Origin of the sequence: Pelomonas sp. Root1237 (genome assembly GCF_001425055.1) — a bacterium.
Lineage (GTDB): Bacteria > Pseudomonadota > Gammaproteobacteria > Burkholderiales > Burkholderiaceae_C > Pelomonas.
Genome location: NZ_LMDK01000012.1, coordinates 974,157 through 999,838, shown reverse-complemented (window position 1 = coordinate 999,838; position 25,682 = coordinate 974,157). Strand labels below are relative to the sequence as shown.

The window sequence follows — 25,682 nt, the reverse complement described above, 5'->3', positions numbered from 1 at the left end:
CGCGGCCATGTGCCTCGCTGCGTTCGCGCTGAACACCCACCCGCGCTTCCCCCTCGTCATCGCCGCCAACCGCGACGAGTTTTTCGCTCGCGAGGCCGCGCCCATGGGTTGGTGGCCGGACCTGCCCGACATCCTCGCCGGCCGCGATCTCAGCGCCGGTGGCACCTGGTTCGGCCTGACGCGCGGCGGCCGGCTGGCGCTGCTGACCAATGTGCGCGAGCCCGGTCGGCAAGTCGCCGATGCGCCGTCGCGCGGCGCCCTGGTCGTTGACTGGCTTGGCTCGTCCAGCGACGCTGACGATTTCGCGGCCGGGCTGGCACAGGGCTACAACGGCTTCAATCTCGTCACTGCCGATCTGGCCCGCAACGCCTGGCACTGGATCAGCAACCGTGCCTCCGCGCCGCTTGAACTGCGGCCCGGCATCCACGCGCTATCGAATGCCTCGCTTGACACGCCCTGGCCCAAGACCTTGGGCCTGTCGGAAGCGCTGGCCGAGGCGCTCGACAGCTCAACCTCGGTGCAGCAACTGGCAAGCCGGCTCTTCGCCGCGCTGGCCGACGCCACGCCGGCTCCGGACGCGGCCCTGCCCGACACCGGCGTCGGCCTGGCCCGGGAGCGCCTGCTGTCGCCCCGCTTCGTGCGCATGACCGACCCCGCGCAGCCCGGCGTTGCCGTCTACGGCACTCGTTGTGCGACCGTGCTGATCCGTGAGGCCAACGGTACTACCCACGTCATCGAGCGCAGCATCACGGCCGGCGGTGACTGGCTCCCGCCCGTCCACCACGAATTGAGCCGCTGGCCCTGACCCAGGCGCCGCTCAAGCTGATATACAGGCGGGCACTGCCGCTTCTCGCTGCCCGATGAAACCCTTGCCTCGCCTGTCGACCGCCCGTTGGACCGCGCTGGCCTGCATGCTCCTGGCCGGCTTTGTCGCGGTGCGCTGGTGCCTGCAACTGGATGTCGGCAGTTTCCTGCCCGGGCTGGCCGAGATCGGCATCGTGTCGTCGGTGCTGCTGCTGCTCGGCGGCGCCACGGCCTGGGTCATGGCCGGCTGGCGCAGCGGGCAAGCGCCAAGCGCTGCTGCCAGGCGCGCCGTGCAGGGCATGGCACTGCTGATGGCCGTGTTGCCAGCCTTGATGCTCATCGAGGCCGTGGGGGGCCTGTCCCTGGGTATCGACATCACCCGCCCCGGCGTGCTGCCAACGGCGCTGAACCCTCACCCCGGCCGCATCTCACCCAATGGCTGCGTGGCCCTGCTGCTGCTGTTCGCCTGCCTGGGCCTGCTGGCCGGCCCGCCACGAACGCTGGCCCGGCGTTTGAGCGCGGTCGGCATCATCGTCGCGGCCTGCATCGCCCTCCTTGGCATCCTGGGCTATCTGCTGAATCTGGAGCAGCTCTACCACTGGGGTTCATACAACCGCCTGACGCTGCCGACGGCCGCTGGCCTGGCGCTGCTGGCCCTGTCGATCTGGGAATTGCGCCTGAGCTGGAGCGACCTGCGTGAGCGCATCGACCTGCATGAGCAGCGCATCACGCGGCGCTCGCTGGCCGTGCTGGCCCTGGTCGCCGTGGCGGCCGGTGCGGGCGGCTTCGCAGCGCTGGAATCGGAATTCGAGCACACGCGCAAGGAAGATGTGCGCTCCACGGCAGTGCTCACCGCCGAGGCACTGGTCAGCGCCGTCGACGGCGGCGTCTGGCTCGCACAGACCATCGCCACCCGCCCCATCGTCATCGAGCAACTCGCGGCGCTGGCCAGCAGCCCGGCCGACACCGCCCGGCGCGAGCGCCTGGGCAACATCACACGCAGCCTGCTGACGGCCGGCGTCACCGCGGCGCGCTTCGTCGACGCCACCGGCGCGCCGCTGGCCGAGGCAGGCGCCTTCGCGGCCCAGGCCGGCACGCCGTCGCTGGCGCTGGCGTCCGACTACGCCGCCACGGGTCGTCTCGCCTGGACCAGCGGTTTCCTGCTTGCGATCGACGTTCCGGTCATGGACAAGGGCGAGGTGGTGGGCCGCTTCCAGAGCGAGCAGCGCCTGGCATTGATGGACCGCCTGGTCATGCGCATCCGCGATACCGACGCCTCCTCCGACGTGCTGATCTGCAACCGCATCGACAAGGTCGCGTCCTGTGTGCCGTCCAAGCTCTACCCGAAGGCCTTCACCATCCCGATGTTCGACGCGAGCGGCAACGTCAACCTGCCGATCAACCGCGCCCTGCTCGGCGAGACGGGCGTCACGCTAACGCCAGACCTGCGCGGCGTGCCGGTCGTCGCGGCCTATGTGCCGCTCGGGCGCACCGGCCTAGCCATGGTCGTCAAGGCCGACATCGACGCCGTCTTCGCCGTCATCCGCCAGCGCCTGGGCTGGCTGGCCCTGCTGCTGACGGTGCTGACTTTGATAGGCACCTGGGTGCTCAGGCAGCACGTGAGGCCCCTGGTGAAGCAGTTGGCCGGCGAGCAGGCGCGCTGCCGCGCCATCCTCGACAACTCGAGCGACGCCTTCATCGGCCTGGACAGCGAAGGCCTCATCACCGACTGGAACCTGCAGGCTGAACGCCTGTTCGGCTACACCGAGGCCGAGGCGAGGGGCCAGCGCGTTGCCGAACTCATCATCCCGCCTGAGTCACGCGCCGCCCACGAGGCCGGCATGGCGCGTTTCCGGCACACCGGCCAGGGCCGCGTCGTCAACCAGCGTGTCGAGCTCGTGGCCCAGCACCGCGACGGCCGGCTGCTGGACGTGGAGCTGTCCGTTGCCGCCATGGCGGCAGGCGACGGCTACGCCGCGAATGCCTTCGTGCGCGACGTCAGCCAGCGCAAGGCCGCTGCCCGCCAACTCGCCGCCAGCGAGCAGCGCATGCGCGACGTGACCAACGCCATCCCGGCCATCGTCGGCGTCTTCGATGCCGAGGAGCATTGCATCTTTGCCAATGACCTGGCGCTCAAGATCCACAACGTCGACCGCGACAAGGCCATCGGCCTGCCCATGCGCGACGGCCTGGGCGAGGCCAGCTATGCCCTGCACGAGCCCCATGTGAAGGCCGTGCTGCAAGGCCAGCGCCAGACTTTCGAGGGCTCGCTACCCTGGCGCGATGGCACTGGCTATTTCCAGATCCACCTCGTGCCGATGCGCGACGCGCAGACCGATGCCGTCAGCGGCTTCTATCTGATGACCTTCGACATCACGGCCCTGCGCAGTGCCCAGTTGAAGCAGGAGCGCAGCGAGCGGCGCCTGCGCTCCATCACGGACAACCTGCCGGCCCTGATCTCCCACCTGGATGCCGACGGCCGCTATCTGTTCGCCAACCGCCAGTTCGAGACCCTGCTCAAACTCGATCCCGAGCAACTGCTCGGCCGGCGCATTGACGAAGTGCGTGACGCGGACTACGTCGCGCAGGTGCACCCCTGGCTGGCCAAGGCCATGGCGGGCCAGACCGTCGTCTTCGAATCAGAGACCGGCCCCAGTGTTGGCCAGGCCCGCCAATACCAGCAGACCTATGTGCCGGAGTTCGACCCCGACGATCAGGTCGTCGGCGTCTTCGCGGTGACCTTCGACATCACCGACCGCAAGCTCGCCGCCCAGCGTCTCGGCGACGCCCAGGCCCACCTCAAGGCCATCGCCGACAACCTGCCGGTGCTGATCTCCTATATCGACCGTAACCAACGCCTGACCTTCGTCAACAAGACCTTCGAGGAATGGATGGGCGTGGCCCCCGAACTGGCCGTCGGCAGCCACCTGAAGGCGCTGATCGGTCCCGAGCTCTATGCCCAGCGCCAGCCGGCCCTGGAGCAGGCGCTGCGCGGCGAACGCGTTGAATTTGAGGTCGCGTCCCAGGCCCTGGGCCTGACCCGGTACCTTCACACCGTCTACATCCCCGACCGGCGCGCCGACGGCAACGTCGCCGGCGTCTACACCCTGTCCACCGACATCACGGCCACCAAGGACATCGAGCGCCGGTTGCATGAACTGGCCCGCATCGATCCGCTGACCCGCCTGCCCAACCGCCGCGAGTTCGAGGAAAGGCTGGCCCTGGCGCTGGCGCGCGCCCGCCGCGGCCAGAAGGCCCTGGCCTTGATCTTCATGGACATCGACCACTTCAAGCGCATCAACGACGGCCATGGCCATGCCGCCGGTGATGCCGTGCTCAAGGAATTTGCCACGCGCATCCGCGGCGCCGTGCGCAGCACCGACACCGCGGCGCGTCTGGCCGGCGACGAGTTCGTCGTCATCCTGGAAGGCCTGCTGAGCGATGCCGAGGCGTCGCACGTGGCGGCCAAGCTCGTCGATGCCATCCGCCCGCCGATGCCACTGCCCGGGGGCGGCGAGATCCTCGTGACGACCAGCGTCGGCATGGCCTGCTGGGGCGGCGTGGGCGACGGTGCCGACGACCTTCTCGAGCGCGCTGACCGGGCCTTGTACCGCGCCAAGGCCGCCGGGCGTGACACCTTCGCGCAAACCATCTTCTGATCGCCGGAGCTGGTAACAACCCGGGCGCGGCGCCGGGCCAAAATGCGCCCGCAGTGACTGCCGCCGTCGCCCTTCCCCGCCGTTTGCCGCCCGACCCCAAGCAGCTGCAGCGCTGCCTGCTGCTGGCGGTGCTGCTGCACGTCTGGCTGGTGCTCGTCTTCGGCAACGCCAGCGGCACGGCCGCGCCGGGCCAGGGTGTCTGGGGCAGCCTGACCGTCAAGCTGCTGGGCCGCAGCGGCAACCAAGCCGGCGCGCCGCCGAGCGACAGCAGCACGGCCGACTCCGGCGGACAGCGTGGGCCAACGCCCGCCGTTACCGAAGCTGGCGCCGCCAGGCTGGGCCGCACGAACCCGCAGGAAGTGCCACCCGAAGCCGCCCGCACCGAGGAGCCCTCGCCCGCGCCGCCGAGCGCGGCGACGCTGGAGCTGCCCGAGGGCTTCAAACCCGTGGAGCGCGAGAACCTCAGTGCACCGCCGCGCACCGCGCCGCTGCAAACGCCCTCGGCGGAACTGCCCGCCGCCGTTGGCCGCCTGGAAGCCAGGCCCGAGGCTGCCGTGGCGCCATTGCCCTCCGCCACCAGCCTGCGTGCGCCGAGCCGCCCGACCGAACTGCCCACCCTGCCTGCCGATCTGCCCTCGGCGGTGCGCCGCCTGGAGGCTGCACCCGCCGCCCCTGCGGCCGCCTTGCCCCGGCCGGCTGAGCTGCGTGCTGCGCCTGCGCCGGCCACCACCGCCACGCCGAGCGTCGAGCTGCCGGCCCCGGTGCGCCGCCTCGAGGCGCCAGCCGAGGCGGGTGTGAGCCGGGCACCGCCACGCGCTGCCGAGCTGCGTGCCGCGCCGCCGAGCACCGTCGCCCAGCCTGAACCGAGCACCGCCCTGCCCTCCGCCGTACAGCGGCTGGAGGCGCCGACAGCCGAAGGCGGCGCTGTCACGCCGCTGACGCGCTCCAGCGAACTGCGCGCACCAGCGGCAGCCGCCACGGCCACGGCGCCGGCGCTGAACAGCCAGGACCTGCCGGCACCGGTGCGCCGCCTGGAGTCGGCCGATGGCGGTGCTGCAGTCACGCCGCTGCAAAGCACCGCCACCCCGCGAACCGCCGCGGCCGCACCTGGCGCGTCGGCGCTGAACGAGCTGTCAGGCAACGTGCCCGGCGAGGTCAACGCCCCGGCCGGCCCGGCGAAAGGCGATCCCAACGCCAGCCCTTATGCCGCACCCAAAGCTGCGGCAGGCTCGCCCGATGCCGGCTCACGCCTGGGCCCCGACCTGCCCATGCCGCCGTCGGCCGCGGCCAGCGCACCGCGCGCGCCGCTGAACCTGTCACTGCCGCGCGGTGACATTGCCGCCCGCCGCGGCCCGGGCCTGGTCGACATGCTGCCGCAGCCACCGGAGCGCAAGTCCAAGCTCGAGCAGTCCATCGAAGATGCCGCCAACAAGGACTGTCGCAAGGCCTACGCGAACGCCGGCATCCTGGCCGCCCTGCCACTGGCCGTGGACGCGGCGCGCGGCAAGGGCTGCAAGTGGTGAGCCGGGTTCACAGCAGGGCCTGAAGCCGCAGTGCATCCTGCAGCGCCGCACCGGACGCTGTGTTGTCGAAGACGCACCAGCAGGGCACGTCTCGCGGCAGCAACTCGGCGCGCTCCTGCAACCAGGCCTCTTCATAGGGTGACCAGTAGATGCGCGGCGAGCCATGCCAGCGGAAATAGTGCAGGCCTGGCCAGCCGCCGGGCTCGTGGGAACCCGGCCACTTGGCCGGGTCGACCGCAGCACGCGCCACCTCGTGATCGCGCAGCAACTTCTCTGCCTCGAGTGAGAACCAGCTCAGATGGCGCGGCTCGCAGACGACGCCGCCACCGAACACCGCATGCACTTGCTTGAAGAAGCGGTCGGCCACGCCGGCGTCGAAATGCAGGGATGGCGGCAACTGCACGAGCAGCACGGCCCATTTCTGGCCCAGGGCACCGGCTTCGCCGGCAAAGCGCACCAGCAGTTCCTGCACGCCTTCGAGCCGCGCCTCATGCGAGATCTGCTTCGGGAGCTTGACGGCGAAGCGGAAGTGCTCGGGTGTGCTGGCGGCCCAGCGCTCATAAGTCTGCGGCCGATGCGGGCGGTAAAAGGAGGAATTGATCTCGACGCCGTTCATGACGGCGGCATAACGCTCCAGCTGCGAGCCCTCCGCCGGAAAGGCCGCCGCCACCTTGGCCGGGATGGACCAGGCAGCCGTGGCGATAACGACGGGTGCAGTGACGTCCAAGCGCCGAGTGGACATGGGCTGTCGACCAGTTCCGCGTCAAGATCGCAATGTCCCCAGCCTAGGCAGGCTGGCAGGGGTCGGGCGTCAGACAAGGGCGCAGCGCGGGCCCGCCCCTGTCCGACGCGGCTCAGAAGCCGCTGAGGACGATCTTGCCGCGCATGCGGCCCGATTCAACGAGTTCATGCGCCCGCCGCAGGTTCGCCGCATTGATCGGGCGCAGCTGCTCGCTGACCGTGGTGCGCACACGACCCGCGTCGACCAGGGCGGCGATGCGCACCAGCAGGCGGCCCTGCTCCGCGACGTCCGCCGTGCCGAACATCGGTCGCGTGAACATCATTTCCCAGTGCAGGGACAGGGCCTTGCGCTTGAGCGTCATCACATCGATGGGGCCCGAGAGGTCGTCGATGAGGCCCAGACGGCCTTGGGGCGCGGCGGCATCGATGAGGGCGTCCCAGTGCTGCTCGGTATGGGTGAGGCTGGCGATGAACTCGACCTCTGCGACGCCGGCGGCCACCAGTTGCGGCCGCAATGGCTGGCTGTGGTCGATGACGATATGGGCGCCGAGTTGCTTCACCCAGTCCTGCGTTTCGGGCCGGCTGGCTGTGCCGATGACGCGCAACTGGGTCAGCTCACGGGCGAGCTGCACGAGGATGGAACCGACGCCTCCGGCCGCGCCGGTGACCAGCAGGCTCTGGCCCGCGCCGCCGCCCTCAGGCACGCCGAGGCGGTCGAACAACAGCTCCCAGGCCGTGATGGCGGTCAGCGGCAGGGCGGCGGCCTCGGCATCGGTGAGGCTTTTTGGCGCCAGCGCCGCGATGCGATGGTCGACGACCTGCAGCTCGGCATTGGAGCCGGGGCGATTGATGGCGCCGGCGTAGTAGACGCGGTCACCGATGGCAAAGCCAACGACGTCCTTGCCCAGCGCCTCCACGGTGCCCACGGCGTCCCAGCCGAGGACCTCGGGCTGGAATGCCGTGGGCGCGCGGTTGCGTCGCACCTTGGTGTCGACGGGGTTGACCGACACGGCCGCGACGCGAACCAGCAGGTCCAGCGGGCCGGGCGCCGGCGCGGGCAGTTCGAGATCGATCAGGGATTCGGGGTGATCGATGGGCAGGGATTGCAGATAGCCGACGGCTTTCATGGGGCGTCCTTTCTGAGACGAATCAACGATGGTCGTCATGGTGGCGGCCGGCATTCAAATCAGAAAGACTAGGATCGGAGAATCAGTTTCATCACAACAATGAAGATGGATCGCTTTTCACCGCTGCAGCTCTTTGTCTGCGCAGCAGAGGCTGGCAGCTTCTCGGCGGCCGCGCGACGCCTGGACCTCGGCCCCGTGCAGGCCAGCGCCACCATTGCAAGGCTAGAGCGTGAGCTGGGCGTGCGGCTGTTCGAGCGCTCGACGCGCCGGCTGCGCCTGACCGAAGCGGGCGAGCAATGGCTGCCGCATGCACGGCAGCTGTTGGCGGCATGGGAGGGTGGCCAAGCCGCGCTGCGGAGCATCACGGCCGAGGACCAGCCCCTCAGCGGCCGCCTGCGGGTGAGCCTGCCCAGCGACATCGGGCGCCAGCATCTTTGGCACTGGATCGAGGATTTCATTGCCAGCGATGGCAGCTCGGCGTTGCAACTGGAGTTGCGACTCAGCGACCGGGTGGCCGATCTTGTGCAGGAGCCCGTCGACTACGCCGTGCGCTACGGCGAGCCGCCGGACTCCAGTCTCATCGCCCTGCCCTTGGCGCCGGACAACCGTCGCGTGCTGTGCGCCAGCCCGGCCTATGTCGCTCGCCACGGGCAACCGGCGACGCCCGCTGACCTGCGCGGCCACAACTGCCTGCGCTGGGTGCTCGGCGACAGCCTGCACGGCCGCTGGCGCTTCACGTCACCCGATGGAGAGGCTTGCGCGGTCGAGGTCAGTGGGGACCGCACCGTGGACGACGGCGGCCTGGTGCGCGAATGGGCCGTGGCCGGGCTGGGCATCGCCTACAAGAGCCGCCTCGACGTGGCCGCCGACCTGGCGGCCGGGCGGCTGGTGGCGCTGCTGCCGGAATGGCTCGGCGAGCCCGCGCCGCTTCACTGGATGGCGGTCGGGCGGCACCGCCTGACGCCGGCCCTGCGGCGGCTCGCAGAAAGCATCAGGGCCCACTGTGGGGCCCTGGATGGAAGCGAAGTGCGGCGCTGAGGCCGCGACGTTCAGTGGGCGCGGCGGCGGATGGCGCCCAGGCCGAGCAATGCAAGACCAGTCAGCGCCAGGCTGGCGGGCTCGGGCAGGCGGTTCGGGTCACGCACTGTGAAATTCAGCGGGCCGCTGGTGAAGCCGCAGCCGTAGTTCTGAAGGTTGGAATTCAGGCACTGAGAATTGGTGGCGATGAAACCGGAACCCGCGGCAACGGCCGTGTAATCGATGATGAACAGCGACGGGTCAAGATTCCACTCCACACCATTACCCAGGGTACCGATGACGATGTTTGTCAGGTTCAGCGCGGGCGAGCCATCGGCAGTGAACGCACCGCCGCCGGAACCACCGGCATCCACCTCGCCGGCCGAACCGCCTTGGACGATCACTTCGACCTGGAAGGTTTGCCCGATGAGCAGGTTGTTCAGATCCACGCCACCAACACCCTGCATGATCAGGACGGGTGCGGCATGGGCAACCAAAGCAGACGCTGCGAGGGCAACACCGGCAAGGACGGTACGGAAATTCATCTTGTTCTCCAGGCGATTTAGCAAATCAAAGCAAGCTCCGGGCCATTGCTGGTTTCTCCTATGAAGCGCACATTCTTTGTAACAGGCGCTGTAAAGCCCACCGACACCGCAATCGGGCTCAAGCACCTCATTCGAGCTTGACGGGCAGGCCGGGAAGCGGCCAGTGCGGCGCGTGAAAACGCAGCGCAGCACGCCCATCGCGCCACGCCCGTTGCCAGGCCTGCGGCAGGTGGGTCGCCCCGGGTGCAAGGCCGCGCACGACGCAGCCGGCGCTGGCGCCACTGGCGGCGATCTCGGCCAGTTGCTGCAGCTCCAGCACGCCGCCAATGCCGACCACCGGCGCCGGCGCCATGGCCACCCACCAGGCCAGGTTGTGCAGCCCTTGCGCCCGCCACGGCATGGCCTTGGTCAGCGTTGGCCAGACGGGACCGCAGGCGATGTAGTCGGGCGACCAGGCCACGGCGCGGGCCAGCTCCCACAGGCTGTGCGAACTCAGGCCCAGGCGCAGGCCCCGAGCCCGCGCCTCGGCGAGGTCACGTCGATCGGCAGCGGAAAGCGCCAGCAGATCTTCCTGGCCCAGATGGATGAAGTCGACTCCCGAGGCCAGCGCTTCGCGCCAATGGTCGTTGACGATGAGGACCGCGCCCGGGCGGCGCGCGGCCTTGATTTCGGCGCGCAGCCGGGCTGCCCAGACGGAGTCGGCCTCGCCCAGGGTTCGCTTGACGCGCAATTGAACGGCTTGCAGGCCGCCCTCAAAAAGGCTGGCGGCATGGGCGCCGCTGTCGGTGATGGCGTAGACCTCTTCAAGGGCCGGTGCCCCGCGGCGCGCTGCCGGCCAGGCCTCGGGTGGTGCCTCGTCGTCGAACAGCGCGGGCAGCAGGCTGGCATCGCCGATGAAGCCGGACTCGGGCCGCACCGGCCCCGCGCCAGCGCCAGGCGACTGAAGGTCGGCACGTAGGCCGGAGGTCGTCAGCATCTTGGCGATGACGGCCGCATCGGCAGCGACGAAACCGCGGGCCGATGCCGCAGCCAGGGCGGTCGCGAAGGTGCAGCCAGTACCGTGGTTGTTGCCAGCGGCGCGGCGCGGCAAGGCCAGCCAGCCGGTTGCATGCTCGGCCGCCAGCCAATCCAGGGCGAGCGGGCCGCCGGCATCGCCACCGGTGATGCAGACAGCGCGGGCCCCCAGGGCCAGCAGCGCGCGCGCCTGCGCAGGCACGCTGCCCTCGCCCACCAGGCGCACGGCCTCGCGCTGGTTAGGTGTGACGGCGCTGGCCCGCGGCAGCAGCTCCTCGCGATAGGCGCGCAACAGCGCTTCGTCGGCAAAGCTGGCGCCGGTGGAGGCCCGCAGCACCGGGTCGACAACCAGAGTGACGGGAGCGCGCTCGCGCAGCCGGTCAACCCAGCGTGCAACAACGCGCAATTGCTCAACACCACCGAGCAGGCCCGTCTTGATCGCAGCAGGCGGCAGGTCATCGGCCAGCGCAGCGAGCTGGGCGTCGAGCTGCTCGGGCGGCACGGGAAAGACCGCGTCGACGGCGACGCTGTTCTGCGCCGTCAATGCGGCCGCCACGGGGCAAAGGTGCACGCCCGCCGCATCGGCAGCGCGCTGGTCGGCCGACAGGCCGGCACCGCCACCGCTGTCCAGCCCGGCAATGCTCCAGATGATGGGTGGCTTGCTCATGGAATCAGAAAGGGCCTGCCGCCCACCGGTGTGCTCGCGACAGCCATGTCCTGCTTGCTCATGACGCCGGCCTCGAAGCCGGTTCGCCCGGCCGCGATGGCCTGGCCAAAGGCGGTGGCCATGCGGATGGGGTCGCCGGCCTGGGCTATCGCCGAGTTGAGCAGCACGCCGTCGAAGCCCAGCTCCATCGCCTGGGCCGCGTGCGAGGGCGCACCGATGCCGGCGTCCACGATCAGCGGCACGCCGGGCAGGCGCTCGCGGAGCGTGCGCAGGGCGAACGGGTTGAGCAGGCCTTGGCCCGACCCGATGGGTGCGCCCCAGGGCATCAGCACCTGGCAGCCGGCGTCCAGCAGGCGGCGGCAGGTGACGAGGTCGTCGGTGCAGTAGGGGAAGACCTCGAAACCGTCCTTCACGAGCTGCTCGGCGGCCGTGACCAGCTCCCAGGGGTCGGGTTGCAGCGTGTACTCGTCGCCGACGACCTCCAGCTTGATCCACGGCGTGTCGTAAAGCTCGCGCGCCATGTGCGCCAGCGTGACGGCCTCCTGCGCGGTGCGGCACCCGGCGGTGTTGGGCAGCAGGTGGCCGCCGGTCTCGGCGAGCGTCGCGCGGATGGCGGCGACAAAGCCGTTGTCGCCGGCCGCCGCGAGCGTGCGCTTGAGGCCGACGGTCAACACCTGGGCGCCGCTGGCCAGCACGGCCCGGCGAAGGATCTCGGGCGAGGGGTAGCCGGCGGTGCCGAGCAGGAAGCGGCTGGTGAGCTGGCGGCCGTAAAGGGTCCAAGACATGCTCAGCCTCCGGTGATGGGTTGAATGAGGGTCAGTTCGTCGCCGGGCTGGATCAGCGTCACCTCACGCAGCGAACGGGGCACGAAGGCGCCGTTCAACGCCGTGGCGACGGCTTCGGGCGCCCTGTCCTGCTCGGCCAGCATCGCCGCGACGCTCAGGCCTTCGCGCCAGGGGCGGGGCTCGCGGTTCAAGGTGAACTCAGACATGCTGAAGCGCTTTCTCGGCCAGCGCCGGCGCCAGCAGCCAGCCGTGGCGGAACAGGCCGTTGATGCGCAGCAGGCCGGGCTTGTGATCAATGCGCGGGCGGTGGTCCGGCAGCGCTGGGCGCAGGTTGGTTTCCATGTGCACGATGCGTGCCTCGGCCAGCGCCGGCAGCACGCTGTGCGCCGCAGCCATCAGCTCGACGGCGCTGCGCAGGCTGACGGGCGAGCGGTCCTCGCTCTCGACCTCGGACGCACCAACGACGATGACGTCGCCCGGCCGGGGCACGAGGTAGACGCGGTGGCGTGGATGCAGCAGCCGAACGGGGCGGTTGAGCACGACGCCCGGCGCGTGCAGCCACAGGATCTCGCCGCGAACGCCGCGCAGGTCCGGCAGGTCGGGCCTGGCACCGAGACCGCGGGTGTCGATGACGAGGTCGGCATCCAGGCGACGGCCATCGTCGAGTTCCAGCATGTGGGGCCGGACAGCGACGGCGCGGCGGCCCCAGAGCCAGTCGACATCGGCGGCTTGCTCGGCCAGGGCGGCCAGCAACTCGCGCGGCAGCAACTGGCCTTCGCCGGGCAGCAGCCAGGCCTTCAGATCGGGCGCAAGCGCGGGTTCCAGCGCCTGCAGCGCGACTCGATCCAGCGGTTCGGGGCCTTCCGCCAGGCGGGCCAACACTCGCCGCGCCGCGCCCAGGTCACTGCCATGCGCCAGCAGCAGGCTGCCCTCGGTCTTCACCAGGCCGGGTTGCCCCAGCGCCGCGGCGATTGCCGGCCACAGCGCGAGCGACCGCCAGCCCAGCGCCGCCACTTCGGGCTCGGCATGCTCCTGCTCGGCCAGCGGGCTCAGCATGCCGGCAGCAGTGAAGGCGGCGGCGCCGGGCTCGATCGGTCCCGAGGCAGGGTCAGCCACGGTCACGCGATGCCCGGCCCGCGCGAGCTGCCAGGCCAGCAGCCGGCCCATGACGCCGGCGCCTGCAATTGCAACGCGAATCACGCCTGCGGCTTGATGGGGATGTAGAGCTCGCCGCCGGCCTTGCGGAACTCGGCTGACTTCTGCGCCATGCCGTCAGCCACCACGTCCGCCGCTTCGAGCCCCTTGGCCGCCGCGTACTCGCGCACGTCCTGCGTGATCTTCATCGAGCAGAACTTCGGGCCGCACATGGAGCAGAAGTGCGCCTCCTTGGACGAGTCTTTAGGCAGGGTCTCGTCGTGATAGTCCCGCGCCGTGTCGGGGTCAAGGCCGAGTGCGAACTGGTCGTTCCAGCGGAACTCGAAGCGCGCCTTGCTCATCGCGTCGTCACGTGCGCGGGCACCGGGGTGACCCTTGGCGATGTCGGCCGCGTGGGCCGCGATCTTGTAGGCGATCAGCCCCTGCTTCACGTCGTCGCGGTCGGGCAGGCCCAGGTGCTCCTTGGGCGTCACGTAGCAGAGCATGGCCGTGCCCATCCAGCCGATCATGGCCGCGCCGATGGCGCTGGCGATGTGGTCGTAACCCGGCGCGATGTCGATGGTCAGCGGGCCCAGCGTGTAGAACGGCGCCTCGTCGCAGTGCTTGAGCTGCTCCGTCATGTTGGCCTGGATGAGATGCATGGGCACGTGGCCGGGGCCCTCGATCATGGTCTGCACGTCGTGCTTCCAGGCCACCTTGGTCAGTTCGCCCAGCGTCTTCAGCTCGGCGAACTGCGCCTCGTCGTTGGCATCGGCGCCGCTGCCGGGGCGCAGGCCGTCGCCCAGCGAGAAGGTCACGTCGTAGGCCTTCATGATTTCGCAGATCTCTTCGAAGTGCGTGTACAGGAAGTTCTCGCGGTGATGCGTGATGCACCACTTGGCCAGGATGGAGCCGCCGCGCGACACGATGCCCGTGCGGCGCTTGGTCGTCAGGTGGATGAACGGCAGGCGCAGGCCGGCGTGGATGGTGAAGTAGTCGATGCCCTGCTCGGCCTGCTCGATCAGCGTGTCGCGGAAGATGGCCCAGGAGAGGTCTTCGGCGATGCCGCCCACCTTCTCCAGCGCCTGGTAGATGGGCACGGTGCCGATGGGCACGGGCGAGTTGCGCACGATCCAGTCGCGCGTGGTGTGGATGTTGCGGCCGGTGGAGAGGTCCATCACCGTGTCCGCACCCCAGCGGATGGACCAGACCAGCTTCTCGACCTCTTCCTCGATGCTGGACGTGACGGCCGAGTTGCCGATGTTGGCGTTGACCTTGACGAGGAAGTTGCGGCCGATGATGGTCGGCTCCAGCTCGGTGTGGTTGATGTTGGCCGGGATGACGGCGCGGCCTCGCGCCACCTCCTGGCGGACGAATTCGGGGGTGATGCTCTCGGGGATGGCCGCACCTAGCGAGTCGCCACGCAGGCGCTGCTCGCGCTCGGCGTCGGAGAGGTATTCGCGCATCCACTCGCGCTTGCCGTTCTCGCGCAGCGCGACGAACTCCATCTCCGGCGTGACGATGCCGCGGCGGGCGTAGTGCATCTGGCTGACGTTGGCGCCGGCCTGGGCGCGACGCGGGGGGCGCTGCAGCGCGGCGGCCTCGGCGCGCAGTTGGGCGATGCGCTCGTTGTCCTCCTTGCCGCCATCGTCCAGCGCCACGCGCGTGCGGCCGGTATAGGCCTCGGTGTCGGCGCGGTCACCAACCCAGCTGGAGCGGATGGACGGCAAGCCGCGGCGCACGTCGATCTGCGCCTTGGGGTCGGTGTAGGGGCCGGAGGTGTCGTGCACGACGACCCGCTCGCCATTCGTCAGCGCGATTTCTCGCATGGGCACGGCCACGTCGGGCCGGCTGCCGGTCACGTAGACCTTGCTTGATGCCGGGAAGGGCTCGCGCGTCAGCGACAGGCGCTCATCGAGCGAGAGGTTCTTTTCGGGGGCGTTCATGGCGGCGGTCTCCTGGAGCAGTGGGTTCGGTGCTCCAAGGCCGCCTGTGGGTGAGGTCCGGCCCGAAGGCCACACCTGCACGCCGCGAGGCATGCGCTCTCCTTACGCCGGTATTAGCCGGTTCAAGTTCACGGGTTTGGTCAGGGCTTGTTAACACGACGGCAACGGGCCGCGTTGTGGCCAGAAAGGCCGCGAGCAAGGCGCAAAGCGGAGCCGGGTTGGGCACCCGGCGAGCATTTGCAACGCCGCGCGCGGCCTTTCTGGCCACAACCCGAAGGGAAGGCCATCTGCCAGGGGTCACTCCGCGTTGCACCGCTTGCCCGCATATCAATGCGGGCGGCGCGCTACGCCTTGATTGGCCCCTGGCAGATGGCCTTCGCGGCCCATTGCCGTCGTGTTAACAAGCCCAGGATGACCATCTCAGCGTCTGGGCTCGGCTTTCGCCAGGCCCGGGCACCCCGGAGCGGGGGCGATTGTGCTTGTCAATTCGCGCGTCTGGCAAGCCCGAGGGCGACGGCAACCAAAGCTGTCGCGATGACGAAGCTCAAGCGCAGGCCGCCGGCGGCGAAAACGGCGCCCATGGCCGAGGCGCCGGTGATGAGGCCGAGGTTGCGCGACAGCGTCAGCAGGCCGCTGATGACGCCGCGCTGTTCGGCCGGCACCTCGGCCATGACCCCTGTGTTGTTGGCGGCCTGGAAGAGTGCATAGCCTGGCGTGACGATGGCGAGTGGGCCCACATAGGCGATGGCGCCAAGTGACGCGGGCAGCAGCGCGATCAGCGCGCAGCCAACCGCCATGACGGCAAGGCCCAGTTGGCTCGTGCGCCGTGTGCCGAAGCGGTCCACCAGCCGGCCGGCCGGAATGCCGCTGCCGGCCGAAAGGAGGGGGCCGACGGACATCAGCACACCTACTGTGGCAGCGCCAAGGCCGAGCGCGCCGCTGAGGTGGAAGGGGCCAACGACCAGGGTGGCCATCATGACGGCAGACACCAGGGCGTTCATCGCCAGGGCTGTGCTCAGGGCGGGGTCGCGCAGCCGGTCCAGCCGCACGAGAGGCGCCGCAGCGCGCGCCTCGGTGCGCAGGAACAGCAGCAGGCCCACCGCGGCGGCAGCCAGCAGGCCAAGATGCCACGTCATCGCGAGGGCATAGGCCGCCAGCGTCAGCGCCAGCCACCACGTGCCGGGCAGGTCGAAGCCGGCAGCGCCCTGCCCTCGGTCAGCCGGCAGATACCGCCAGGCCAGCGCAATGGCCAGCAAGCCCAGCGGCAGGTTGACGGCGAATACGGCCTGCCAGCCCAAAGCACCGATCAGCGCGCCACCCAGCGACGGACCGAGAGCCGTGCCGACTGCCGACATCGTGCCCAGCAGCCCCATCGCGCTGCCCGTGCGCGCCTTGGGCAGCGCCGCGCCCACCATGGCCATCGTCAAGGCCATCATGGCGGCAGCGCCCACGCCTTGCAGTGCCCGGGCGGCGATCAGCAGCGGCAGCGTGGGTGCCAGCGCGCAGAGCGTCGACGCGGCCGTGAACAGCGCGATGCCGGCCAGCAGCAGGCGGCGTCGGCCGATCAGGTCACCCAGCCGGCCGGCACTGACGATGAGGGTCGTGATCGCCAGCAGATAGGCCAGCACGACCCATTGCGCCTCGGCGAAGCCGGCACCGAAGGCGCTAGCCAGCGTGGGCAGCGCGACATTGGCGCTGCTGACGGCCAGCGAAGGCAGCAGGGTGCAAAGGGCCAGGCCGACAAGCACGCCGGTGACAGGCGTTGCGGCGGGTTGAGCGACGGTCGAGGTATTCATGCCCCGACCTTAGGCATTTGCTGGGCATGGCGGAAGACGCATCATCTGCACTTCATCAATGCGCGAGACGCCATGTCAGACCCTGATCTGAACCTGCTGCTGACGCTGGACGCCCTGCTGGCCGAGGGCAGCGTCGCTGGCGCTGCAAGGCGTCTCAGGCTGAGCCCGTCGGCGATGAGCCGGTCGCTGGCGCGGTTGCGCGAGGCGACGGGCGACCCGCTGCTCGTGCGGGCCGGGCGTGGCCTGGTGGCGTCACCTAGGGCGCTGGAATTGCGCGAGCGCATCGGACCGCTGCTGCAGGAGGCGCAGGCCGCGTTGAGGCCGGCGGCGGCGTTGCGGCTGGACAAACTGGAGCGAGAGTTCACGTTGCGAACGCGCGAAGGGTTTGTCGAGAACTTCGGCGCAGCCCTGCTAGCGCGCATGAGTTCGGAAGCGCCGAGCGTGCGGCTGCGCTTCGTCCCCAAGCCCGACCGTGACAGCACGCCCCTGCGTGATGGCAGCGTCGACCTGGAGACGGGCATCGTCACTGCATCAAGTGGGCCGGAGCTGCGCGCGCAGGCGCTGTTTCGCGATCGTTTTGTGGCCGTCGTGCGCCAAGGTCATGGGCTGGCGAGCGGTAAGCTGACGGCGAGGCGCTACGCGGCGGGCCGGCATGTCGCCATCTCCCGGCGCGGCACGGCGGCAGGGCCTGTCGACGAGGCCTTGTCCGCCCTCGGCTTTTGTCGCGACATCGTCGTCACGGTGGCGGGGTTCTCGGAGGCATTGGCGCTGGCGCGCGGCACGGACCTGATTGCAACGGTGCCCGAGCGGCACACCGGGCATCTGCGCGACGGTTTGCTGGCTATTGATCTGCCGCTGGCACTGGAGCCGTTCACCGTCTCGCTGCTTTGGCATCCTCGGATGGATGGGGATGCGGCGCATCGGTGGTTGCGTGGCTGCGTGCGCGAGGTCTGCGCGGCCTGATCTACGGCAAGTCGCCCTCGAGTGCACAAGCCGCTGCGCTCGCCAGGCTTTTGCGCGCGCCCCCGGCTGAGCCGCGTCAGCCCTTGGCCAGCAGTTGCGCGCCGCCCACCCGGGCAGCGCCTTTATCGAAAGTCCACAGCGGCTGCTCGCCGGCCTGGGCGGCCAGCGCGATGTGCAGGCAGTCGGCGAAGTCCGCCGGGCCTTGGCGGAAAAGCTGCAGCGCCACCTCCAGCGCGCGCTCCGATTCGATGCTCAGCTCGGCCGCCGAGAACAGCGATGACAGGGCGTGCAGCACGCTGTCCTTGTCGAAGCCATAGCTCTTGCGCAGCACCCATTCGAGCTCCAGCACGACGGTGACGGGCACGAAGAGCGTGGCCCCTTCACCCGTCAGCCGCGCCATCAGCTGCCGCACCGCGGCGGCCTGCGCGGCGTCGTCCTGCACGAGGTAGCGCACCAGGACGTTGGTATCGAGCGCGGGCATGCCTCAGCGCCAGGGGTTCATTTCATCGATGCCGATGCGCTTGCCCTTGGGGGCCTTGAGCATGCCGGCCATGTCGAGGATGGACTTGCTCTTGACCCGCACGATCAGGGTGCCATCGGGCATGGCCGACCACACCAGGCGCGTACCAGGCTTGGCATCCACGAGCGCCCGGATTTCTGCGGGCATGGTGGTCTGGCCCTTGGCAGTGACGGTGGATTCGGACATGGCAACTCCTTACTATCGGCGCGATTGTAATTCGCAGAAGCAAAAAGGGCCGACCACTTGACGTGACCGGCCCAAGCGCAGAAGCGCTCGAGGGATCTCTTGCTTATTCCTTGTCCGCCGGCATCGCGCCCGGCATGCCATGCAGCGGCATCGACGAGGCGCCGCCCTGCTCTGCCGTCTTCTTGGCGGGCTTCTTCTCCCGCACCAGATAGCTGTACAGCACCGGCACCACCACCAGCGTCAGCAGCGTCGAGGTGATGACGCCGCCGATGATGGCGCGGCCCATGGGCGCCTGGATTTCGCCGCCGTCGTTCAGCGCGATGGCCATCGGCAGCATGCCAAAGACCATGGCGGCCGTCGTCATGATGATGGGGCGCATGCGGATCAGGCCGGCCTCGCGCAACGCTTCGGCGACGGTCGCACCTGCCTTGCGGGCATGGTTGGCGAAGTCGACGAGAAGAATCGCGTTCTTCGTCACCAGGCCCATCAGCATGACGAGGCCGATCATCGAGAACACATTCAGCGTCGAGCGCCACAGCAGCAGGGCCAGCATCACGCCGATGAGGGCGAGCGGCAGTGAAGCCATGATGGCGATGGGCTGCAGGAAGCTGCCGAACTGGCTGGCCAGCACGATGTAGATGAAGATGCCGGCCAGCGCCATGGCCGCCAGCAGGCCGTTGAAGGCCTCGGCCTGCTGCTTGCCGGCGCCGTCCACCTTGAAGCTGGTGCCCGGGGGCAGCTGGGTGGCCTTGATCAGCTTCTGCACATCGGCATTCACGTCGCCGCCCGGGCGGCCCTGGACGCCGGCGAACACGGCCTCGCGGCGCTGCAGGTTCTCGCGGCGGATCACCTCGGGGTTGAACACCGGCTCGATGGTCGCGACCTGGTCCAGCGCGATGGGCGCGCCGTCCTTGGAGAAGGCCACCGGCAGCTTGCTCATCTGCTCGATGCGCTCGCGCTGTTCGCGCGGCAGGCGCAGCAGCACCTCGACCTGGTTGCCATCCGGCGTCGTCCAGTAGGTGGCGATCTCGCCGTTGACGTAGGCACGCAGGCTGGAGGCGATCTGCGGGGCGGTCAGGCCCAGTTCGCGGATGGCCGAATCCTTCAGGCGCACGGCAAAGGCCGGCAGGCCGGGCTTGACGGTCGTGTCCACGTCGACGGCGCCGGGGATCTTCTTGATCTTCTCGACCAGGTCGGTGGCGGCCTGGGTCAGCACTTCGGGGTCGCTGCCCAGGATGGTGATCCAGATCGGGCGGTTGAAGCCAACACTGACCTCGATGCCGGGGATCTTGGCAATGTCGGCGCGGATGGCGTCCTCGATCTCCTTTTGCGTGCGCTTGCGTTCGCTGCGGTCGGTCAGCGTGATATTCAGCGCCGCCTGGTTGCGGCCGGTGGACAGGCCTTCGCCGGTGCTGCCGACCACGGTCGAGACGGTCTTGATCTCGGGGTAGTTCTTGAGGATCTCCTCGATCTGGGCGACCTTGGCGCTGCCGCGCTCGATGCTGCTGGCCACCGGCATGCGCAGGTTGACCTGCGTGAAGCCGTTGTCTGTCTCGGGCACGAATTCGCTGCCGACCATGGGCGCCAGGGCCAGTGCGGCGACGAAGCTGGCGAAGGCACCCCACATGACGAGGCCACGCGGCGTCAGCGTCGCGAAGCGGAACACGCGCTTCGCGGCCTTGTCGCGCTTGCCGTCCGCGCTGAACGGATGGCCATAGGCGGGAATCGGCGGCACGAAGACGCGGTAGCGACGGCCGGAGAAGGCCCAGTCGATCGTCCTGGCATAGAGGTCGTGCAGGCGGTCCATGCTCCAGTCGGTCGCGCGGATGAGATGACCGATGACAGGCCAGTGCTTGATGCGCGTGCCCGGCGGGTCTGGCCAGACCGACGACAGCATCGGATCGAGCGTGAAGCTGACGAACAGGCTGACCAGCACCGCCACCGCGACGGTGATGCCGAAGGGGTAGAAGAACTTGCCGATGATGCCGCCCATGAAGGCGACGGGCACAAACACCGCGCAGATGGCGAAGGTGGTGGCCATGACGGCCAGGCCGATCTCGTTGGTGCCGTCGAACGACGCCTGGCGGTGGTCCTTGCCCATGGCCACATGGCGCACGATGTTCTCGCGCACGACGATGGCGTCGTCGATCAGCAGGCCGATGCACAGGCTCAAGGCCATCATCGTCATGAAGTTCAGCGTGAAGCCGAAGGCCTGCACGGCGATGAAGCTGGAGATGACGGCGATGGGCAGCGTGAGGCCGGTGATGATGGTCGAGCGCCAGCTGTGCAGGAACAGGAAGACGATGGCCACCGTCAGCAGCGCGCCTTCAATCAGCGTGTGCTGCAGGCCGGTCAGCGAGCCCTTGACGAAGTCGCTAGCGGCGTAGATGAGGCGCAGCTCGACGTCCTTGGGCAGCGTCTTGCGCAGCTCGGCCATTGCTTCCTTCACGGACTCGCCGGTCTTGACGATGTTGGCGTCCTGCTGCTTGAAGATGTTGAAGCTGACGGCCGGCTGGCCGTTGATGCGGGCGATGCTGTCCTGCTCGCGCTCGCGCTCGACCAGGGTGCCGAGGTCGTTCAGCGTCAGCGCCAGGTTGCCGCGGCGGGCGACGATCATGTTGCCGAAAGCCTTGGGGTCCTTCACGCGACCTTCCACGCGCAGGATGGCGTCGGAGGTGGAGTCGGACAGCAGGCCCACCGGCTGATCGGCGTTGGCCTCAGCCAGCGCCTTGGCAATCTCGGCCGGCGTCACGCTGTAGGCGCGCAGCCGCATCGGGTCGAGGTCGATACGCACCTCACGGGTGGTCAGGCCGCCCACGTCCACCTTGGCCACGCCTTCCACACGACCCAGGCGCTTGGAGACGATCAGGTCGGCCATCATGGACAGCTCGCGCGAGCCGCGTGTGGGGCTCAGCAGCGCCATGACGACGACGGGCTGCGAGTTGTCGTTCTCGAAGCGCTGCACCGTCGGCGGCTTGGCGTCACGCGGGAATCGGGCCTGCGCGGCGGCGACGCGGTCGCGCAGGTCCTGCATCGCGCGGCCCATGTCGGCGTTCAGCGAGAACTCGACGCTGGCCTGCACACGGCCCTCGAAGCTGCGCGACTGGATGCGTTCCACGCCGGCAATCGTGTTCAGCGCCTCTTCAAGCGGTTTGGCGATCTCGCGCTCGACGGCCTCGGGCGAGGCGCCGGGGTAGCGCACGTCCACCTGCGCGCCGGGGAAGGAAATGTCGGGCATCTGCTCGACGCCCAGCTTGGAGTAGGAAAACAGGCCCAGCACGCACAGGGCCACCATCACCATGGTCGCAAAGACCGGGTTCTGGATGGAAACGCGGGTCATCCACATGGCACGCCCCTTACTGAACCGTGGCGGCCGACGCGGCCGAGCTGGCCACCTTGGCCTTGGCGGCGACGATGTTCGCCTTGTCACCTTCGCGCAGGTTGTCGAAGCGCGCCGCCAGCACCTGGGCTTCGGGCTTGAGGCCGTTCAACACCTCCACGCGGCCTTCGCGGGCGTCGCTGCGGCCGGTCGTCACGATCCGGCGCACCAGGGCGCCGCTCTCGATCATCCAGATCTGTTCCTGGCCGGCATTGCGGCTGATGGCGGCGATGGGCACGGTCAGGCGCTGGGTGTCGTCCTGCAGCACCACCTTGGCAACGGCGTACTGGCCGGCGCGGTAGGCCTCCTTGGGGTTGGCCAGCACCAGGGTCACGCCGATGGAACGCGTGCCCGGCTCGGCGCTCGGCGCGATGCGGTCGATCTTGGCCTCGACCGGCTCTTCCACGCCCTCCACCTTCACCTGCACCGTCATGCCTGGCTTCAGGCGGCTGACTTCATGGGTGCCGACCAGGCCGGCCAGTTCGAGCTTGGACAGGTCGACGATGGTCAGGATCTGCTGTTCGGCCGCCACTTTCTCGCCGGGCACCACATGGCGCTTAGAGACGACGCCGTTGATGGGGGCGACCAGCGCGGCCTGGCGCATCGTCACCTGGCTGGTGTCGAGCTGGGCCTTGGCGGCGTTCCAGTTGGCGCGGGCCGACTCGTAGGCGGCGCGAGAGTTGTCCAGCGCGGTCTGGGCAATGAAGTTCTTGGCAGCCAGGCCTTCGTTGGCCTTGAAGCTGCGCTCGGCCTGCTCCATCTGGGCCCGCATGGCTTCGACGCTGGCGCCGCGCTCGGCGATGCGATAGCGAAGCTCTTCCAGGTCGACCTGGCCGAGAGCCTGGCCCGCCTTCACGCGGCTGCCTTCGCCGACAGCGAGGTTGAGCAGCGTGCCGTTGGACTTGGCGCGAACCATGGCCGTGCCCGGCGCCACCAGCGGGCCGCTGAATTCGATCTGGGCCGGCATGGCGGTCAGCGTCGGCTTGACGACTTCGCTGGGCACGAACTCCAGCACGGCCTTGGCCTTCTCGTCACCCGGCTTGTTGGGGCCATCCCCCTTGCTCGCCATGACGGCCACCCCGGCACCGCCCACCAACAACACGGCTGCGACGACGCTACCGATCTTCCAAGACTTGCGCATGGCTCCCCCAATCACTCTCTGATTTCACGACCTTTACAGTCTAGAAACCGGCGGCAAGCCGCGCAGCGGGCTTGTGACGAAACGCGGTTTGCGAGGGCTGAGCTGCACCGGCCGGCGATCAGGCTGGAATCCCGGCGGACGAGTTGCGGATCACGAGAGGCGGCCTGCATCAAATCCGCTGCGCAGCGTCATGACGAGGTCATAGCGACACCAATTGCCGGCGAGCGGCCATCGCCGCTGCTGCTGCCAGCGCCGACCAGTCCAATGCGCTGCCACCTCTCGACATCAATTCGAATGAAAACGTTCCCCGCGTTCTGGGGATCAGCGCAGCAGGCCCCGACATCACGAAGCCTACAGTGCAGTTCGCTCGCATCTTGGCTCGGTCGATTTCACTTTGAGCTTCACCTCGGTGAGTGCCCCGAGTTTGAACAGCCGACACAGTGGGTGTTGGATGTATTCGGGTTCAAATCAATAGGGGTGAGAACGATGTCCCAACTTCAGATGTTCCGCACAAGGTCTATGTTAAGCCCGGGCGCCACGTGGATTTTCAATGCCGTGATTTGCCTGGCTGCGATGGGGCCGGCGATTTCCGCAAGTGCTTCGGAAGTCAAGGTCACTGTTTTTGCAAACTACACGGCCGAAGATGGCAGCAATGGCGGCGTCGGCCCCATCACTCATTCTTCAGTGAATGGCTCGGTGTCTGAAAAGATCAGCAGCGTATGGTCAGGCTCGGGCGGCTCGAGCGGCGCTACCGCAGACTACGGTGTACTCAAATCTTCAGCCATTGCCAGCGCGAGCCGTGGCAACATTTTCAATGGATTCGCGTCGGTGGGAAAGGCATATGCCGCCGCACACTGGAGTGACTCCGTCACAGTGGCTGGCGCAGGCTTGTCCGGCACCGGCTGGGCCAATATTCGTTTCTTCGTCGATCCCGCCTCAGGCAGCCTTCTCAACAGCGGCACGGCTGGTTTGGGGGGAAGCTTTGCTGGAACGGCTGCGGCTGACTTCGTTTTCAGCGCGGGTGGCGCCACTGTATTCAGCTTCAATGTTCAGGCGGCATTGACTCATCTGGGCACCGATCCAACATATACATTCACCCGCGTCAATGGCCTCGACTACACCGGGGATCTACGCGGATTCTGGGAGCTGAGCATTCCCGTTACGTTTGGTCAGGCGTTCGCCCTGGACGCCGGCATCGACACGACGGCTTATACGCTGGCGGGATCAAACTCCTCGGTCGATTCGTTCGCCAATTTCGGAAATTCAATCTATTGGGCCGGCATTACGTCCATTACTTTGGCGAATGGATCGACAACGACGGCGTTTTCGGCGCTGGGAAATACTGCTCACGACTGGAAGGTGTCAGCAGTTCCAGTCCCTGAGCCCAGCAGCGGATGGCTGCTGTGTTTCGGTCTGGGGACGCTCGCGGTGTTTCTTGCTTTCCGCAAGAAGGTTGTCCAGCCGCACAGCCCAAACCCGAACGCTGTCGGGCTTGAATCGCTGACCTGATTTAGCAACTCAGTTCAGCTGTAGTCCACGGCATTGCTCGCCCGTTGCGGGCTTTGCCCGTCGTCAGCCCGACGCGCTCGCCTCAACCTATCGTTGTGCCGGGATGGCATCGACCGGCAGCACGACATCTCCACACTGCGCCCTGTGACGAAGGGCATGGTCCATCAGCACCAGGGCCAGCATGGCCTCGGCGATGGGCGTGGCGCGGATGCCCACGCAGGGGTCGTGGCGGCCAAAGGTTTCCACCACGGAAGGATTGCCCGCGCGGTCGATGCTCGCCTTGGGCGAACGGATCGAGCTGGTCGGCTTGATCGCGATGCTGGCGACGATGTCCTGGCCGGTGGAGATGCCGCCCAGCATGCCGCCCGAGTTGTTGCTGGCAAATCCCAGCGGTGTCAGCTCATCGCCATGCTCGGTGCCCTTCTGTGCGACAACGCCGAAGCCAGCGCCGATCTCGACGCCCTTGACGGCGTTGATGCCCATCAGCGCGTAGGCGATGTCGGCGTCGAGCTTGTCGAACAGCGGCTCGCCCAGGCCGACCGGCACGCCGGTGGCTTCCACGCGGATGCGTGCGCCAACCGAGTCGCCGGCCTTGCGCAAGGCGTCCATGTAGTCCTCCAGCGCGGCGATCTTGCTGGCGTTGGCGGCAAAGAAGGGGTTCTGGCCGACGTGCTGCCAGCCTTCGAAAGGAATCTCGATCTCGCCGAGCTGGGTCATGCAGCCGCGGAATTCGGTGCCATAAGCCTCCCGCAGCCATTTGCGGGCCACTGCGCCGGCGCCGACCATGGGCGCCGTCAACCGCGCCGACGCGCGGCCGCCGCCGCGCGGGTCGCGCACACCGTATTTGCGCCAATAGGTGTAGTCAGCGTGGCCGGGGCGGAAGGTGTCGAGGATGTTGCCGTAATCCTTGCTGCGCTGGTCGGTGTTCTCGATCAGCAGGCAGATTGGCGTGCCGGTCGTCACGCCCTCATAGACGCCGGACAGGATCTTGACCGCATCGGGCTCGTTGCGCTGGGTCACGTGGCGGCTGGTGCCGGGGCGGCGGCGGTCCAGCTCGGGCTGGATGTCGGCCTCGCTGAGCGTCATGCCCGGCGGGCAGCCGTCGATGACGCAGCCGATGGCCGGACCGTGGCTTTCGCCGAAATTGGTGACGCGAAAGAGTTCGCCGAGGGTGCTACCGGACATGCCGCCATTCTAGGAGCCGTCCAAATGAAAAGCGGCCTGCA

The 25,682-nt window shown here is 68.5% G+C and carries 20 protein-coding genes; 6 read left to right on the top strand and 14 right to left on the bottom strand.

From position 1 onward, the window contains the following. Nucleotides 1–7: 7 nt before the first annotated feature. The 3 genes from ASC91_RS12365 to ASC91_RS12355 are packed head-to-tail and all read left to right on the top strand — an operon-like array spanning nt 8 to nt 5,986. A complete protein-coding gene (locus ASC91_RS12365; protein WP_056196999.1) occupies nt 8–805 on the top strand; it encodes an NRDE family protein in 798 nt (265 codons plus the stop codon). A gap of 55 nt (nt 806–860) precedes the next feature. Beyond that, nucleotides 861–4,463 carry a PAS domain-containing protein gene (locus ASC91_RS12360; RefSeq protein ID WP_056196997.1) on the top strand — a complete coding sequence of 1,201 codons (3,603 nt, stop codon included), beginning with the start codon at nt 861–863 and terminating at the stop codon, nt 4,461–4,463. A 53-nt stretch (nt 4,464–4,516) separates the two neighbouring features. Continuing rightward, nucleotides 4,517–5,986 carry a hypothetical protein gene (locus ASC91_RS12355; protein WP_157281503.1) on the top strand — a complete coding sequence of 490 codons (1,470 nt, stop codon included), beginning with the start codon at nt 4,517–4,519 and terminating at the stop codon, nt 5,984–5,986. Nucleotides 5,987–5,993: 7 nt separating this feature from the next. Here the strand turns inward: ASC91_RS12355 and ASC91_RS12350 are convergent, their stop codons facing one another. Together ASC91_RS12350 and ASC91_RS12345 are read right to left on the bottom strand one after the other, a co-directional pair. After that, a complete protein-coding gene (locus ASC91_RS12350; protein ID WP_056196993.1) occupies nt 5,994–6,728 on the bottom strand; it encodes a DUF72 domain-containing protein in 735 nt (244 codons plus the stop codon). Between the two features lie 112 nt (nt 6,729–6,840). Next, nucleotides 6,841–7,854: a zinc-binding alcohol dehydrogenase family protein gene (locus ASC91_RS12345; RefSeq protein WP_056196991.1), complete on the bottom strand. Its 1,014-nt coding sequence runs from the start codon at nt 7,852–7,854 to the stop codon at nt 6,841–6,843. 105 nt (nt 7,855–7,959) lie between these two features. On the opposite strand from ASC91_RS12345, the gene ASC91_RS12340 reads away from it, so the two are divergent. Further along, nucleotides 7,960–8,892, top strand: a complete 933-nt coding sequence (locus ASC91_RS12340) for a LysR family transcriptional regulator (RefSeq protein WP_056197265.1) — start codon at nt 7,960–7,962, stop codon at nt 8,890–8,892. An 11-nt stretch (nt 8,893–8,903) separates the two neighbouring features. Here the strand turns inward: ASC91_RS12340 and ASC91_RS12335 are convergent, their stop codons facing one another. The 7 genes from ASC91_RS12335 to ASC91_RS12305 form a co-directional block, all read right to left on the bottom strand. Continuing rightward, the gene (locus tag ASC91_RS12335; RefSeq protein ID WP_162247780.1) at nt 8,904–9,416 is read right to left on the bottom strand and encodes a PEP-CTERM sorting domain-containing protein; all 513 of its coding nucleotides are present in this window, start codon (nt 9,414–9,416) and stop codon (nt 8,904–8,906) included. A 127-nt stretch (nt 9,417–9,543) separates the two neighbouring features. Beyond that, nucleotides 9,544–11,097: a bifunctional hydroxymethylpyrimidine kinase/phosphomethylpyrimidine kinase gene (locus ASC91_RS12330; RefSeq protein ID WP_056196987.1), complete on the bottom strand. Its 1,554-nt coding sequence runs from the start codon at nt 11,095–11,097 to the stop codon at nt 9,544–9,546. Next, nucleotides 11,094–11,882: a thiazole synthase gene (locus ASC91_RS12325; protein ID WP_056196986.1), complete on the bottom strand. Its 789-nt coding sequence runs from the start codon at nt 11,880–11,882 to the stop codon at nt 11,094–11,096. Before ASC91_RS12325 ends, ASC91_RS12330 begins: the two co-directional genes overlap by 4 nt. Before the next feature lie 2 nt (nt 11,883–11,884). After that, entirely contained in the window at nt 11,885–12,088 is a 204-nt protein-coding gene (thiS, locus tag ASC91_RS12320) for a sulfur carrier protein ThiS (protein ID WP_056196984.1), read from the bottom strand. After that, complete coding sequence (locus ASC91_RS12315; RefSeq protein ID WP_082532649.1) at nt 12,081–13,079, bottom strand: FAD-dependent oxidoreductase; 999 nt, start codon at nt 13,077–13,079, stop codon at nt 12,081–12,083. The genes thiS and ASC91_RS12315 overlap by 8 nt, the downstream gene beginning before the upstream one ends. Next, a complete protein-coding gene (gene thiC / locus ASC91_RS12310) occupies nt 13,079–14,962 on the bottom strand; it encodes a phosphomethylpyrimidine synthase ThiC (protein WP_056196980.1) in 1,884 nt (627 codons plus the stop codon). Before thiC ends, ASC91_RS12315 begins: the two co-directional genes overlap by 1 nt. A gap of 482 nt (nt 14,963–15,444) precedes the next feature. Beyond that, nucleotides 15,445–16,758, bottom strand: a complete 1,314-nt coding sequence (locus ASC91_RS12305) for an MFS transporter (RefSeq protein WP_056196978.1) — start codon at nt 16,756–16,758, stop codon at nt 15,445–15,447. A 72-nt stretch (nt 16,759–16,830) separates the two neighbouring features. Here ASC91_RS12305 and ASC91_RS12300 point away from each other — a divergent pair, with 72 nt between their 5' ends. Beyond that, entirely contained in the window at nt 16,831–17,721 is an 891-nt protein-coding gene (locus tag ASC91_RS12300; protein ID WP_056196976.1) for a LysR family transcriptional regulator, read from the top strand. A gap of 76 nt (nt 17,722–17,797) precedes the next feature. Here the strand turns inward: ASC91_RS12300 and ASC91_RS12295 are convergent, their stop codons facing one another. From ASC91_RS12295 to ASC91_RS12280, 4 genes are all read right to left on the bottom strand, one after another. Beyond that, on the bottom strand, nt 17,798–18,202 hold the full coding sequence (locus ASC91_RS12295; protein ID WP_056196974.1) for a PIN domain-containing protein: 405 nt from the start codon (nt 18,200–18,202) through the stop codon (nt 17,798–17,800). A 3-nt stretch (nt 18,203–18,205) separates the two neighbouring features. After that, entirely contained in the window at nt 18,206–18,427 is a 222-nt protein-coding gene (locus tag ASC91_RS12290; protein WP_056196972.1) for an AbrB/MazE/SpoVT family DNA-binding domain-containing protein, read from the bottom strand. Nucleotides 18,428–18,530: 103 nt separating this feature from the next. Further along, entirely contained in the window at nt 18,531–21,773 is a 3,243-nt protein-coding gene (locus ASC91_RS12285; RefSeq protein WP_056196970.1) for an efflux RND transporter permease subunit, read from the bottom strand. Nucleotides 21,774–21,783: 10 nt separating this feature from the next. Beyond that, nucleotides 21,784–22,947, bottom strand: coding sequence for an efflux RND transporter periplasmic adaptor subunit (locus ASC91_RS12280; RefSeq protein ID WP_056196968.1), 1,164 nt, complete (start codon nt 22,945–22,947; stop codon nt 21,784–21,786). A gap of 294 nt (nt 22,948–23,241) precedes the next feature. Between ASC91_RS12280 and ASC91_RS29380 the strand changes: the two genes are divergently transcribed. Further along, entirely contained in the window at nt 23,242–24,456 is a 1,215-nt protein-coding gene (locus tag ASC91_RS29380; protein WP_162247779.1) for a PEP-CTERM sorting domain-containing protein, read from the top strand. 87 nt (nt 24,457–24,543) lie between these two features. On the opposite strand, the gene aroC is transcribed toward ASC91_RS29380, so the two are convergent. After that, nucleotides 24,544–25,641, bottom strand: a complete 1,098-nt coding sequence (gene aroC / locus ASC91_RS12275) for a chorismate synthase (protein ID WP_056196966.1) — start codon at nt 25,639–25,641, stop codon at nt 24,544–24,546. Nucleotides 25,642–25,682 lie beyond the last annotated feature (41 nt).

Excerpts from the sequence above, each read along its gene's own strand:
- ASC91_RS12365 (WP_056196999.1), top strand. The coding sequence starts at position 8 with ATGTGCCTCGCTGCGTTCGCGCTGAACACCCACCCGCGCTTCCCCCTC.
- ASC91_RS12360 (WP_056196997.1), top strand. The coding sequence starts at position 861 with ATGAAACCCTTGCCTCGCCTGTCGACCGCCCGTTGGACCGCGCTGGCC.
- ASC91_RS12350 (WP_056196993.1), bottom strand. The coding sequence starts at position 6,728 with ATGTCCACTCGGCGCTTGGACGTCACTGCACCCGTCGTTATCGCCACG.
- ASC91_RS12345 (WP_056196991.1), bottom strand. The coding sequence starts at position 7,854 with ATGAAAGCCGTCGGCTATCTGCAATCCCTGCCCATCGATCACCCCGAA.
- ASC91_RS12340 (WP_056197265.1), top strand. The coding sequence starts at position 7,960 with ATGGATCGCTTTTCACCGCTGCAGCTCTTTGTCTGCGCAGCAGAGGCT.
- ASC91_RS12335 (WP_162247780.1), bottom strand. The coding sequence starts at position 9,416 with ATGAATTTCCGTACCGTCCTTGCCGGTGTTGCCCTCGCAGCGTCTGCT.
- ASC91_RS12330 (WP_056196987.1), bottom strand. The coding sequence starts at position 11,097 with ATGAGCAAGCCACCCATCATCTGGAGCATTGCCGGGCTGGACAGCGGT.
- ASC91_RS12325 (WP_056196986.1), bottom strand. The coding sequence starts at position 11,882 with ATGTCTTGGACCCTTTACGGCCGCCAGCTCACCAGCCGCTTCCTGCTC.
- thiS (WP_056196984.1), bottom strand. The coding sequence starts at position 12,088 with ATGTCTGAGTTCACCTTGAACCGCGAGCCCCGCCCCTGGCGCGAAGGC.
- thiC (WP_056196980.1), bottom strand. The coding sequence starts at position 14,962 with ATGAACGCCCCCGAAAAGAACCTCTCGCTCGATGAGCGCCTGTCGCTG.
- ASC91_RS12305 (WP_056196978.1), bottom strand. The coding sequence starts at position 16,758 with ATGAATACCTCGACCGTCGCTCAACCCGCCGCAACGCCTGTCACCGGC.
- ASC91_RS12300 (WP_056196976.1), top strand. The coding sequence starts at position 16,831 with ATGTCAGACCCTGATCTGAACCTGCTGCTGACGCTGGACGCCCTGCTG.
- ASC91_RS12295 (WP_056196974.1), bottom strand. The coding sequence starts at position 18,202 with ATGCCCGCGCTCGATACCAACGTCCTGGTGCGCTACCTCGTGCAGGAC.
- ASC91_RS12290 (WP_056196972.1), bottom strand. The coding sequence starts at position 18,427 with ATGTCCGAATCCACCGTCACTGCCAAGGGCCAGACCACCATGCCCGCA.
- ASC91_RS12285 (WP_056196970.1), bottom strand. The coding sequence starts at position 21,773 with ATGTGGATGACCCGCGTTTCCATCCAGAACCCGGTCTTTGCGACCATG.
- ASC91_RS12280 (WP_056196968.1), bottom strand. The coding sequence starts at position 22,947 with ATGCGCAAGTCTTGGAAGATCGGTAGCGTCGTCGCAGCCGTGTTGTTG.
- ASC91_RS29380 (WP_162247779.1), top strand. The coding sequence starts at position 23,242 with ATGAAAACGTTCCCCGCGTTCTGGGGATCAGCGCAGCAGGCCCCGACA.
- aroC (WP_056196966.1), bottom strand. The coding sequence starts at position 25,641 with ATGTCCGGTAGCACCCTCGGCGAACTCTTTCGCGTCACCAATTTCGGC.